This window comes from Streptomyces sp. NPDC006643 (assembly GCF_042870175.1).
Classification (GTDB): domain Bacteria; phylum Actinomycetota; class Actinomycetes; order Streptomycetales; family Streptomycetaceae; genus Streptomyces.
In genome coordinates, this window is sequence record NZ_JBIAHA010000026.1 from 125,432 (window position 1) to 138,769 (window position 13,338).

Below are 13,338 nucleotides of genomic sequence, written 5' to 3' on the forward strand. Positions count from 1 at the left end.
GATCAGACCTGCCCGGCGGTGTGCAGGGAAGCGGCGACATAGTCGACCAGCTCACCGACCGTGAGCGCGATGATCTCGTCCAGTTCGAGATCGGCGATGAACAGGGCGAGGTTGACCTGCTCGCCGTAGTGCTCGCGCAGCGAACCGGCCAGCGTCACCAGGTCGATGCTCTCCAGTTCGAGATCGTCGTGGAAGGTGGTCGCGCGGGTGATCTCCGCGTCGTCCAGCCCGTCCTCCTCCAGCATGGTCCGCAGCATCGCGGTGATGTCGCTCTCCACGGCAGCCGCCACGGTCGCGTCGATTTCGGTGGTCATGCCGAATCTCCTGTCAGCTCTGTCCGGCCCGGCCGGTCAGTCGTGTTCGTCTTCTCCGGCCGGTCCGTCCGGTCGTTGTCTTCCGTCGTCGTCCAGGCGACGACATACCGCCGCTCCGGCAGCCCCGGCGGATTGGCGGTCTCCTGAAGGCGCACCTCGTAGAGGCGCCCCCCGGTCACCACGCGTGCGCGGTTCGCGTCGGCGGCGACCACGCGGTACTCCGCCGGACGGCCGCGCAGCCCGGTGCCGCGCGCCTTCGCGACGGCCTCCTTGGCGGTCCAGAAGCGGGTGAACCACAGGGCGCCGCTGCCCGGCGACCGCGCCACCAGACCGTCGAGCAGGGTGAGTTCGGCCGTGTCGCACGAGGTCTCGACCGTGCCGCGCGGCCGTTCGGTGATCTCCTCGATGTCGATCCCGCAGGTCCCCCGGGCGGCGACGGCCACCCCCGTCTCACGGCGGTGCGCGATCGAGACCGTCAGCTCACCCAGCGCCCTCCCGTGCACGCCCTCGGCCCACGGGCGCCCCGACGCGTCGTTGCGTACGGAGATCTCGGCCGGGTACAGCTCGCCCGCGCCTTCCCGCCACAGCAGTCGGCGCACGGCGTCCTTGGCCGCGATCCGTCCCAGCAGCCACTGGCGTCTGCGCACCGGCGGCAGCGTCTCATACCGGGCCCGCTCCTCGCCGCCCAGCATGTTGCGCATGATCAGCTCACGCGTCGCCAGGTCGGGCCAGCGCTCGTGGACGAGTCCCCAGCCGCCCGGCCGCGCCTCGGACAGGGTGTTCTCACCCGGGAAGCGGTCCACGGCGCGGATGTTGGCGTCGGTGTCGAAACGCCGGTCCTGCCAGCCGGTGAACTCCGCCCAGACCTGACCGTCCGCCCCGATCAGCTGCATGTCGGCCGTCAGGGTGAGGTCGGTGACCTCGGTGATCCGGATCAGACAGGTCAGCCGTTCGCCGGGCCGTGGGTGCGGCCCGTGGAAGCGGATGTGCTCCATGCGTACCGGGAACACGGTGGTCCGCTCGGTGAGCGTGGCCATGATCCAGTAGCCGAGCAGCTGACCGACGTTGTCGAGCAGCGCGCCGGGTGCCTCGGGCGTGGTCAGAACGCCGCGTACCCAACGGTCGCCGATGGCGCTCAGCTCGCTCACGCCCTGGAAGCGCGGCCCGTGGAACATCCACCGCTCGTCGTACAGCTGCTCGGCCCGCAGGCCGGGGACCCGTTCGGCGGCGGAGTCGACCGGCCACGCGGCGGGCGGCGCCGGATGGACGGCGGCGAGTTCGACCACGGCGCGGGAGTATCCGGTGAGGCTCACCTCGACCCGGTCGGCCGCCAACTTCCGTACCTCCACGGGCACATCGACGGCGGGCATCGCCTCGATCCACTTCAGCAGGCGTACGTCGTGGACCGCGACCGCCCGGGTGCCGGGCACCGCACGTTCGGCGATCTCCATGAGATGGCCGATGACGGTGGTGGCCGGGACGATCGGCCAGCGGTCGGCCTCGTCGGGCCAGCCGGGGCGCTGCCGGAAGAAGCAGTGGTCGAGGAGGTACGGCATCCGGGCGACGTCCACGCGCAGCGCGGCCGGGACGGTCGGCTCCGGTGGGGGCGGCGGGGGTACGGCCGGTGCCCGGTACGTGGCGCGGGCCGCGATCAGCTCGTCCGCGACCGCGGCCGTGTCACTGATCAGCGCCGACAGTTCGGCGGCGATCGGGAACCCGGCACCGGACCGGCCGAGCGCGTCCAGCCGGTCGAGGGCGTTGCCGTCGCCGAGGGGGCGGGCGGCCGGCGGGTGGCCGATGCTGTCGGCGAGGAGTTTCTTGGCCCCCTCGGGCAGGGACACCAGCGCCCCGCCGAGGTCGAGCCGTACGCCGGGCCGGACGCGACCCGCGCTCGCGCGCGTTTCCGTGGCGGTGGCCGTTCCTGTGGCGGTGGCCGTTCCCGTGGCGGCGGCCGTTCCTTCGACGGTGGCCCCTCCCGCACCGGTGGGCGTGGATCCGAGCAGCGGACCGACGTCCGGTGTCGCGCCCTCCACCCACAGCGCGGTCACGACCCGGCGCAACTGCGCCAGGGAGTCCCGCGCGGTCGAGTGCGCCGAGACGACCAGCCGGTCCTCGCCCGCCAGGGTGTCGTCGATCAGCGAACCGAGCTGACCCGCGCCGAGCTGGATGAACGCCCGGTGCCCCGCCCCGTGCATCGCGGTGATCAACTGCCGGAACCGCACCGGTTCGAGCAGATGCCGGACGAACAGCTCCCGTACGGCGGCCGGGTCGTGGGGATAGCGAGCGGCGGTCGTCGCCGACCAGACCGGCGTGGACTGCGGATGCAGCGTGTACGTCTCGGCCGCCCGCCTGATCGGATCGAGATACGGGGCGAGCATCGGGGTGTGGAAGCCGGAGCGGAACGGCAGGACCTGCCCGATCACGCCCTGCGTCCTGAACCGGTGGACGAGTTCGCCGACCGCGTCCTGCGCACCGCAGATCATCGACTGGTTCGGCGCGTTGTCGTGCGACAGCACCACATCGTCCCGGCCCGCCAGTTCGGCGAGCACCCGCTCGGCGGGCATGCCGAGCACGGCGAACGCCAGACCGGGCACCCGCAGCGCGTCCGGGTCGAAGCCCGCGAGGAAGGTGTCGACCTCGTCGGCGGCGTGGATCCCGCCGCAGGCCATGGCCGTCCACTCGCCGACGCTGTGCCCCGCGACCGCGTCCGGCACCACGGACAGCTTGCGCAGCGCCGTGTCGAGGAGCCGCCCGAGCTGGAAGACCGCGGCGCCGTGCCGCCCCACGTCACCGACCCGCGCGTCGTGCCCCGGCGTCCATGCCAGCCCGAACCGCTCGGCCAGCGAGTCGACCTGGGCCTCGAACTCGGCTTCGAGTCCGGGGAAGACGAACACGGTCGTGCCGCCGCCGGGGCCGAGCAGCGGACGCGGGCTGAACCACACGTCGCTGCGTCCGCGCCAGGCCGCGCCCTTCGTGACCGCCTTCCTGGCCAGCTTCAGCCGGCGCGCCGTCGGGTCGACGATGCCGAGCCTGACGGGGCCGGCGGCGGGCGCGCGCTCGTCGAGACCGGCGGCCAGCACGGTCCGGTCGTCGGCGTCCAGCAGCGCGGCGAGCGTGTCGTGATCGGGCGCGGCGAGCCGCAGCACCCGCTCAGGCTCGACGACGGACGCGGACGCGGTCGCCGTCGTGGTCGCAGTTGCCGTCGCGGTCGTGGTCGCCGTTGCCGTCGCGGTCGCGGTCGCCGGGACCGTCCCCCGCGCCGCCGTACGCCCGCCGGTGACCGCCGCCTGCTCCAGCACCACATGGGCGTTGATGCCACCGAAACCGAACGCGTTGACACCCGCCCGCCTCGGCGCGCCCGTCGCCGGACTCTCCCACGGCGCGGACCGCGCCAGCGGGGTGAATCTGGTCGCCTCCATGGCCGGGTGCGGGTCCTCGCAGTGCAGCGTCGGCGGCAGCACCCCGTGATGGAGCGCGAGCGCCGCCTTGATCAGTCCCGCGATACCGGCCGCCGGCATCGTATGACCGATCATCGACTTCACCGACCCGATCGCGGCACGCGCGCCCGCGGCCGGGCCGAACACCTCGGCCAGCGTGGTCAGTTCGGCCCGGTCACCGGCCGGCGTCGCCGTACCGTGCGCCTCCAGCAGACCGATGGAGTCGGCCGCGCGCGGATCGAGGCCCGCGGCGTCCCACGCCTGCCGCACGGCACGGACCTGCCCGCCCGGATCGGGGTTGAACAGCGAGGCCGACCGCCCGTCGCTCGCCACACCGGTGCCCGAGACGACCGCGTACACCCGGTCGCCGTCGCGCTCCGCGTCCGCGAGCCGCTTCAGCACCACGATGCCGGTGCCCTCGCCGATGAGCACACCGTCCGCGCCCTGGTGCAGCGGCCGGATCCGCTCACTCGGCGACAGCGCGCCGAGCTGGTTGAACACACTCCACAGCGTGATGTCGTGACAGTGGTGCACCCCGCCCGCGAGCATCACGTCGCAGCGCCCGCTGTCCAGTTCACGTACGGCGTGGTCGACCGCCACCAGCGACGAGGCGCACGCGGCGTCGACCGTGTACGCCGGACCGCGCAGGTCCAGCCGGTTGGCGACCCGTGACGCGGCCAGGTTCGGCACCAGCCCGATCGCCGACTCCGGCTGCTCGGGGCCGAGTTGACCGGCGAACGCGGACCGGACCTCCTCCAGCCGGTCGTCGCCCAGCTCGGGCGCCAGTTCGCGCAGGGTGCGCACCAACTGGTTGGCCGTACGCACCCGTTGGTCCAGCCTGACCAGACCCGGCGTCAGATAACCGCCCCGGCCCAGCACGATGCCCGCCCGCTGGCGGTCCGCCGGCAGCACCGGCTCCCCACCGGCGTCGGTGATCGACCGGTGCGCCACGTCCAGCGCGATCAGCTGGTCCGGCTCCGTACCCGCGACGGAGGTCGGCATGATGCCGAACCGTGTCACGTCGAACTCGGCGCTCTCGTCGACGAATCCGCCCCGGCGGCAGTACACCCGGTCGCTGCGCGGGGGACCGCCGGGCGCGTAGAACTCCTCGTCCCAGCGGCCCGCCGGTACCTCGGTGATCGAGTCGACACCGTTGACGATGTTGTGCCAGTAACTCTCCAGATCGTTGGCGCCCGGGAAGTACACGGCCATGCCGACCACGGCGACCGGTGTGCGGGAATCCACCGAGGTCACCAGCCCGACGCGGTGTAGACGGCCGCGTGCACCGCGGGCGCGCCCCAGGCGAGTTCACGCAGCAGGCTCAGCGGACCCTCCTCGGGGTCGATGAGCTTGATGCCCCGTGCGGCGTAGGTACGCATCAGCGCGGGGGTGACCATGCCGCCGTTGGTCTCGGCGGCGGCCCACGGACCCCAGTGCACGGTCAGCCCGCGCCGCTCGTCCGTCGACCAGCGACGGCCCAGCTCCTCCAGCGCGTCGTTGGCCGCCGCGTAGTCGGACTGGCCCCGGTTGCCGAGCGCGGCGGCGATGCTGCCGAACAGCACCGCGAACCGAGGACCGCGAGGCAGCACGTCCACCGCGTCGAGCACGGCGCGCGCGCCGTCCACCTTGGTGGAGAACACCCGGCCGAAGGACTCCGCGGTCTTCTCGGCCAGCAGTTTGTCCTCGATGACCCCGGCCGCGTAGACGACACCGTCGAGCCTGCCGTGCTCGGCGTAGATGTCCTTCACCGTGGCCCGTACGACCTCCGTGTCGAGCACGTCCACGCAGTGGTACCGGACCTCGCTCCCGAGCGCCCGCAGCGCCTCGACGGTGGCCCGTACCTCGCGCTCCGCGAGCACCGCCCCGACCAGGCGCTCCACCTCGGCGGGGGAGGTCAGACCGGTGGCCAGGAAGGCGGACCGCAGCGCGGCGCGGTCGGCGGCGCCGGCCGTGGCCGGGTCCTCCGACGGGGCGGGCACCGGGGTCCTGCCCATGAGTTCGATGCGGCACCCGCTCGCCGAGGCGATCGTGCGGGCGAAGCGGGCGGTGATCCCGCGCGCGCCGCCGACCAGCAGGACGACCGACTCGCGGTCGAGCCCCGCCGCCTCGGCCTCCGACCGGCCCTCGCCGGCGGGGCCGGCCCCGGTCGCGGCGAGCGCGCCGAGGTCGGTGGGGGTCAGCCGCAGCGCGCGCCGCTTCCCGCCGTCGGTGAGGACGACCGGTTCCTTCTCGGTGGCGGCGAGTTCGGTGACGAGCGCGTCCGCCACCGCGTCGGCGGTCGCGTCGGCCGCGACCTCCACCAGGGTCGCCTTCATGTCCGGGTACTCGCGGGCGACGCTGCGGAAGAAGCCGCGCAGTCCGCTGGCCGCGCCCTCGGTCCTGCGCTCGACGGCCACGACCGTGCCGGGTGCGCCCGCGAGCGCCGCCTGGAACAGGGGGAGGGCCTCGGGGAGCGGCGGCTGGTCCGCGTCGAGCGTGTCCAGGAGCACGACGGCGTCGGCGGTGGCCGTCGGCAGTTCACCGGCCGGTACGAGGACGGGCGAGGCACCGGCCGCGCGCAGCCGGTCGGCCAGGACGGGGGCCAACTCGCCGCCGCCGAGCAGCAGTACGGCGGCTCCGGCCGGGAGCGTACCGGTCACCTCGGCCAGCGGCTCCTCGGTGAACTCAAGGCGCTGCGGGGGCACGATCTCCGCCTCGGCGGGGCCCTCGGCCGGCGTGCCGCCGTCCGCCGCAGCCGTCTCCGCCTCCGTCTGCGTCTGCGGCGCGGTGTCACCAGTGCCGGTGAGGCGCTCGACGAGGAGTCCGGTGATGCCGGCGGCGGTGCGCGCCGTGCTCAGACCGTCCAGCTCGCCACTCGCGTCGAGGGGCAGACCGAGGCGTACGGCGAGTTCGCCGGCTATCTCGGCGCGCTTGATGGAGTCGACGCTGAGGTCGGCCTCCAGATCCAGCTCCGGCTCGATCATCTCGACCGGGTAGCCGGTGCGGTCCGCCACCACGGACAGGACGGCGGTGAGCACCGACTCCGGATCCGTCGGCGACGACGGGGCCCCGGCCTCCGTGACGGCCGTGGCGCCCGCCGCCGCGGTGGGGGACGCGGCGGCGGGCAGTGCGAGGACCGACGGCGCGGTCGGCGCCGTCGGTGCGGCGGCCGTGGCGACGGCGGCCGGCTGCCAGGCGACGGGAGCGGGCGCCTGGACGGTGGCCCCTGCCCCCGGTCCGCCGAGGTAGGTCATCAGGACGTCGCGCTGGGCGGCGACCAGATCGCGGCTGGTGCGCAGGAACTCGGCGACGAGCGCGTCCGGCGCGCTGTGGGGAGAGTGGGGGGACTGGTTCTCCGGCACGATCAGCTCCGTAACGGGTCGGGCGGGGTGCAGGGCGGTGGGGGGAATGGTGCCGTCGGCGAGCCGGACGAGCTGGCCGTCCACGGTCCAGCCGGGGCTCCGCTCGGCGACAGCGGTCTCCGGGTCGACGGCGTCCCGGCCCCGGAAGAGGCGGCCGGTGCGGACGTCCGCACCGTCGACGGCGAGCCGGGCCAGCGCGGTGAGGAATCCGGTGAGCCCGCCGGGCCGCCCGCCGTCGAGCGGAATCGTGCGGTGGGGGCGGTCCCCGAGGACGGCCGAGACCAGTCGGCTGAGCACCCGGCCGGGTCCGACCTCGGCGAACACCCGGGCACCGGCGGCGTACATGGACTCGATCTGCTCGGCGAACCGGACCGGTGCGCCGATCTGGGCGGCGAGCCCCGCCCGTACCCCGGCGGGGTCCGCCGGATAGGGCTCGGCCGTGCGGTTGGCCCACACGTCGAACGCGGGCGGATACACGGTCAGCCCGTCGAGCCGGTCGGCGAAGGCCTCACCCGCGCCCGCCAGCAGCGGACTGTGGAACGCGCAGGCCACATTGAGCGGTTTGACCTGGTGGCCCGCGTCCCGCAGGCGTGCGACCGCCGCCGCGACCTGGTCGGTCGGGCCCGAGATGACGGTCTGCGTGGGCGAGTTACGGTTCGCGGCCACGACCTCCCCGCCCAGGCCGGCCAGTCGCAGTACCTCGTCCACCTGCTCGGGCGACGCGGTGACGGCGGCCATGGTGCCGGGGTCGCCGCCCGCCGTCCGGGACAGGATCGCCTCGGCGCGGTCGGCGCTGGCCGTGATGACGTCCTGCGGGGAGAGCGCCCCGGCCACACCGAGCGCGACCAGTTCGCCGTAGCTGTGCCCCGCCGCCATGTCCGGGCGTACGCCGACGGAGGCGAGGAGTTCGGCGGCGGCGAGTTCGACCACGCCGAGCGCGGGCTGGGCGACGGCCGTGTCGGTGATACGGGCCAGCTGCCCGGCCTTGCCCTCCTCGCCGAAGGCGGTCGGCGGGTGGAGGATGTCGGCCCAGCGCGCGCCGAGTTGCAGATAGCGCTGCAACTCGGGGAAGGCGACGAAGAGTTCGGCGAGCATGCCGGGACGCTGGCTGCCCTGTCCGGGGAAGAGGAACGCGAGTTTCCCGCCGGCGACGCCGTTGCCGTTGCCCGCGTCGGCACGGGAGCCGGCGCCGGAGTCGGTGTCGGCCGTGTGGATCCCCGCGTCCGGCGCGTGCTCACCCTCCGCCGCGCGCCGCAGCAGCTCCGGCAGCTCGTCGAGGCTGTTCGCCACCACGGCGATCCACACCCGCTCACCGCGGACCGCGGCGCGGTCGGAGCGCCGTGCCGCACTGCGCGCGTAATCGCGAAGTCGCCACCGGCCACCCTTGCTCAACAGGTCCTGGAGGGCGCGCACCGAGCGCCTGGCCGCCTCGGCGTCCTGCCCCCGGAACATGAAGAGTTCGGCCGGCCAGGCATCGAGGGAATGCGCAGGTGGCGCCTGGGTGTACGCGCGTAGAACAGCGTGGAAGTTGGTGCCGCCGAATCCGAAGGCGCTCACTCCCGCGACACGCTCCGCCGGTTCCGCCGCCCACGGCGTCGCCGTCGTGTGGAACACGAACGGGCTGTCCGCCTCCTTCCAGGCGGCGTTGGGCTCCTTGAGATGCAGGGTCGGCGGCTTCACACCGTGGTACAGCGCCAGCGTGACCTTGATCAGTCCGGCCAGTCCCGCCGCGCACTTGGTGTGCCCGATCTGGGACTTGACGGAGCCGACGGCACAACTGGCCACCTCGGCACCGGCCTCGGTGAACACCTCGGTCAGCGTGCCGAGTTCGGTGCGGTCCCCGACGACGGTGCCGGTGCCGTGCGCCTCGACCAGTCCCACATCGGCGGGCGAGACACCGGCGTTGCGGTAGGCGCGGGTGAGGGCGGCGTGCTGTCCCTCCGGGCGCGGCGCGGTCAGACCGAGCGCGCGCCCGTCACTCGCGCTGCCCACGCCGTCGATCACGGCGTACACCCGGTCGCCGTCGCGCTCCGCGTCCGCGAGGCGCTTGAGGACCACGCAGGCGACACCCTCGCCGAGGGCGATGCCGTCGGCGGCGGCGTCGAAGGTGGCCGAGCGGCCGGTGGGGGAGAGCGCGTGCACGGACGAGAACAGCAGATAGTCGTTGATGCCGTTGTGCAGGTCCGCGCCGCCGCACAGCACCATGTCGCTGGTGCCGGAGACCAGTTCCTTGCAGGCGACGTCCACGGCGGTGAGCGAGGAGGCACACGCCGCGTCGACGGTGTAGTTGGCGCCGCCGAGGTCGAGCCGGTTGGCGACCCGTCCCGCGATGACGTTGGCGAGCATCCCCGGGAAGGAGTCCTCGGTGAGCCGTGGCAGTTGCTCGTCGAGCGCGGGCGGGATCGTGCCGATGTAGCCGGGCAGTACCGTACGCAGCGTCGTCGCGTTCGACAGGTCACTGCCCGCCTCGGCGCCGAACACCACCGACGTACGGGCGTGGTCGGTGCCCTTCGCGTCGTACCCCGCGTCGGCGAGCGCGCGCCGCGCCGCCTCCAGCGCGAGGAGCTGTACGGGTTCCACGGCGGCGAGCGAGGCCGGCGGAATGCCGTAGCGCAGCGGGTCGAACGGGATCTCGGGCAGGAAGCCGCCCCAGCGGGACGGGGTGCGTTCGCCGTCGCCGTCGGGCGCGTAGTACCGCTCCTGGTCCCACCGCTGGGCGGGGACCTCGGTGACACAGTCCTTGCCCGCGAGGATGTTGGCCCAGAAGTCGGCCAGGTCGGGGGCGCCGGGGAACATGCCGGCCATGCCGACCACGGCGACGCGCAGCGGCTCGGGTGCGGGCCGCTCGTCCGCCCGGCCGATGCCGAGCGGGTCGCGCAGTTCGCCGGACCTGGCGCGCAGCCGGCCGGCCGCGCCCTCGGTCACGGCGTCGTGCAGCGCGGCGACGGTGGTGACGGCCTCGCGGAGCACCACGACCTCACCGGCCATGAACATGCCCTCGTCGCCCTGCCGGGCCTCGTCGACGGCGAGCAGATCGTCCCCGACGCGCTCGATGCCCTTGCTGGCGAGCCGCAGCCGGCCGACGTTGAAGCGCTCCAGGCGCTCCCAGATCTCCCGGTCGGGCACGCCCTGTTCGCGCAGTTCGTCCTTGAGCGCCGCGAAGTCCTCGCTGATGGCGCTGCGCGCGCAGCGGGTGGCGTGACCGGGCGCCGTCTCCAGCAGATCGGTCCGCTCCGCGTCGAGGATGCGGCGCTGGAACAGCGGCTGGATGGCGCCGCCGCCCACCGCCTCCTCGGTGAACAGATAGGCGGTGCCCATCAGCACACCGAACGCGACACCGGCGCGGGTCAGCGGGGCGGCGAGCGCGGCGGCCATCGCGGCCGACCGCTCGTCATGAATGCCGCCGGCGAACAGGACGGTCAGCTCGGCGGCCGTCCCCTCGTCCGCCCCGGCGAGGAAGTCGAGCAGGACCTCGGTCTGCGCCTCCCAGAGCGGGAAGCTGTTGCGCGGTCCGACATGGCCGCCGCACTCGGCGCCCTCGAAGATGAACCGGCGCGCGCCCGCCGCCAGGAACTGGCGCAGCAGTCCGGGCGAGGGCACATGCAGGAAGGTGGTGATGCCCTCCGCCTCCAGCGCCGCCGCCTGGGCGGGCCGGCCGCCCGCGATGATCGCGTGCGTGGGCCTCACCTCGCGTACGACGTCGAGCTGGGCGGCCTTGATGTCCTCGTCGGCGAAACCGAGCACCCCTACGCCCCATGCGGAGTCGCCCAGCGCGTCGCGGGTGCTTTCCAGCATCGAGCGGGTCCGCTCGGCGTTCGCCAGGGCGAGCGCGAGGAACGGCAGTCCGCCCTCGGCCGCCACCGACGCGGCGAACGCGGGCTCGTCGCTGACGCGGGTCATCGGCCCCTGCGCGACGGGCAGTCGGGTGCCGAGCGCGCGGGCACCGGCCGAACCGGCGGCCAGCGCGGCGGCGGGGGCGTCGTCGGCGAACGCGTCGGCCATGGCGGCGCCGATGCCCCGTACGGCCTCGGCCACCGTGGTCCAGCGCTCGGCGAACGAGGCGGCCAGGAAGGCGTCCTGGCCGAGGGGGACGAACTGCGTACGGAGATCGTCCGAACCGATCCTGGCGATGAACTCGGCTTTGTCCGCAGGGAGTTCGGGAGCGCCGGGGCCACGGCGGCGCAGCACGCGCACCCCGTGGTGCAGTACGGTCTCCGACCCGTCGAGCCCGGCCAGCACCTCGGTGAGTTCGGTCGGCAGTCCCGCCTCGTCGAACAGCGCGAGCTGGGTGTCGAGTACGACTCCGGCCGCGCCACCGGCGACGGTGGCGGCGGCGCTGTGCGGTCCGATGCCGCCGCAGGCCCAGGCGGGGAGGTCCAGGGCGGGTTCGGCGAGGACCTGCTGGAGCAGGACGAAGGTGCTCAGCTCACCCGCGCGTCCGCCGCTCTCCGAGCCGCGCACGATCAGTCCGGCGGCGCCGGCCTCGGCGGCGCTCAACGCCTCGGCGAGGCTGGTGACTTCGACCAGGACGCGGCGGCCGGCGAATTCGGCGGGTGACCGCGCGGGGTCGGCGAGCAGCACCGTGTCCACGAGTTCGGGCAGCTCGCCGGCGGTGGCCGAACAGCCTTCACGTATCCGGACGCCGAACGGCACCGACGACCAGCGACAGGTGCGGTCGAGCAGATCGGCCGCCTCCCGGGGGTCACCGGTGGGCAGTTCGAGGACACCGACCGCGCCGGTGGCGGCGGCTGTGGCGGTCAGACGTGGGGACGGCCGGTGCAGAGGGTTGATCACGATGACCGAATGCGGCAGGGAAAAGTCGTTGGACCAGGAAGGTCCCGGAGTCCGCATGAACTCTCCAGATACGTGGGGCAGTTGTGGGGATTGGCAGTTAAGTGGCCGCGCTTCCTCAGAGTCAACCGATCACAGAGAGTCGCCAGGGCGATTCTTCGAACTGATGTGCGACTTTCAAGTGATGCGGATTCCGGCAGACGGGAGGTTAGGGGACGTTTTTCATGTGCGTCATCCGTGGATCATGTCGTTGATATCGACGTGACATGCGCACGGAACGTTCGACGCCCTTGAGCCTCTGACGCTGTGCCTCAGATCACAATAACTTTCTCGATAGGTGTCCGGTTCCGGCCTTATGGCTACGCAGAGTGAGATGGGTCCGGCGGGTGGTCCTGCCGACCCTCAAGGACGAGTTTCGGCAGTTCAGCGGCGTGAAATGGCCATCCGCAGCGCTTTTGGAAACCGTCTTTCGCAGCGTTTCAACGCTCAATGTCCACGGAAAGACGAAAGATTGGCGACGGAGCGCAGCCGAGAACCGGGCTCCGGACCGCCGCGAAGAAGTGCCTCCGTGGACCTCACATTCCGTCGCTCCCGCGCGTCTACCCACTGAACAGGAACGTCGCAGAGAAGGAGGCCGGAGCCATGACCGACATCGGACAGCCCGTGCGGACGCAGAAGAGGGACGAGACGGGCCCGGACACCCGCCACGCCATCGTCGAATCAACGCTCGGCGACCTCACCGTGGTGGCGTCGGGCGACGCGATCACCGGCCTGTACTTCCCGCACCACTGGTATCTGCCGTCCGCGCAGAGCATGGGCCGGCGCGTCGACGTACGGGACGACGCACTGCTCAGCCTGGCCGCGACCCAGCTCGACGAGTACCTGAACGGCGACCGGACCACGTTCGACCTGCCGACGCGGACGAACGGGGACGCCTTCCAGGAGCGGGTCTGGGCGATGCTCAGGGAGATCCCGTTCGGTGAGACCACCACCTACGGCGAACTCGCCGAGCGTCTCGGCAACAAGGCACTCGCACAGTCCGTGGGCCAGGCCGTCGGACACAACCCGCTCTCCATCATCGTGGCCTGCCACCGGGTGGTCGGCAGCAACGGGAAGCTCACCGGCTTCGCCGGCGGACTCCGGCGCAAGCAGCGCCTCCTGGAGATCGAGGAGCCCGAGACGGTGAAGGCGGCCAGGCTCTTCTGACCAGGACACACCCCACCGGGAAGAGAATGACGGCCATGAAGAAGCCCTTTGAGCGGGTGGTCGAAGAACACGCGGACACCGTGCTCCGCGTGTGCCGGGCGGGGGGGGGGGGGGGGGGGGGGGGGGGGGGGGGGGGGGGGGGGGGGGGACCGCCGGGGGGGGGGGGGGGGGGGCCGCGGCGGCGCGCGGACGAAACCACCCCCAAAACCCCCGAGCAGGGCACACCCCCCCCACACCCCCCCCCCCCCC

4 protein-coding genes are annotated in these 13,338 nt (G+C 73.2%); 1 reads left to right on the top strand and 3 read right to left on the bottom strand.

Annotation, left to right across the window (positions count from 1 at the left end; translation table 11 throughout):
- Window positions 1-2: 2 nt before the first annotated feature.
- From ACFYNU_RS30855 to ACFYNU_RS30865, 3 genes are read right to left on the bottom strand one after another with little or no spacing between them, the layout of a single operon-like run.
- The gene (locus ACFYNU_RS30855; protein WP_356592732.1) at window positions 3-314 is read right to left on the bottom strand and encodes a phosphopantetheine-binding protein; all 312 of its coding nucleotides are present in this window, start codon (window positions 312-314) and stop codon (window positions 3-5) included.
- Window positions 311-5,005: a beta-ketoacyl synthase N-terminal-like domain-containing protein gene (locus ACFYNU_RS30860; protein WP_388767825.1), complete on the bottom strand. Its 4,695-nt coding sequence runs from the start codon at window positions 5,003-5,005 to the stop codon at window positions 311-313. The genes ACFYNU_RS30855 and ACFYNU_RS30860 overlap by 4 nt, the downstream gene beginning before the upstream one ends.
- Entirely contained in the window at window positions 5,002-11,943 is a 6,942-nt protein-coding gene (locus ACFYNU_RS30865; RefSeq protein WP_356592736.1) for an SDR family NAD(P)-dependent oxidoreductase, read from the bottom strand. Before ACFYNU_RS30865 ends, ACFYNU_RS30860 begins: the two co-directional genes overlap by 4 nt.
- Window positions 11,944-12,525: 582 nt before the next feature.
- Between ACFYNU_RS30865 and ACFYNU_RS30870 the strand changes: the two genes are divergently transcribed.
- Window positions 12,526-13,089 (top strand): methylated-DNA--[protein]-cysteine S-methyltransferase, encoded by a 564-nt coding sequence (locus ACFYNU_RS30870; RefSeq protein ID WP_356592738.1) that lies wholly within the window; start codon window positions 12,526-12,528, stop codon window positions 13,087-13,089.
- Window positions 13,090-13,338: the final 249 nt, after the last annotated feature.

Bases quoted from the DNA above. Each gene is read 5' to 3' on its own strand.
- ACFYNU_RS30855 (WP_356592732.1), bottom strand. From the start codon at position 314: ATGACCACCGAAATCGACGCGACCGTGGCGGCTGCCGTGGAGAGCGAC.
- ACFYNU_RS30865 (WP_356592736.1), bottom strand. From the start codon at position 11,943: ATGCGGACTCCGGGACCTTCCTGGTCCAACGACTTTTCCCTGCCGCAT.
- ACFYNU_RS30870 (WP_356592738.1), top strand. From the start codon at position 12,526: ATGACCGACATCGGACAGCCCGTGCGGACGCAGAAGAGGGACGAGACG.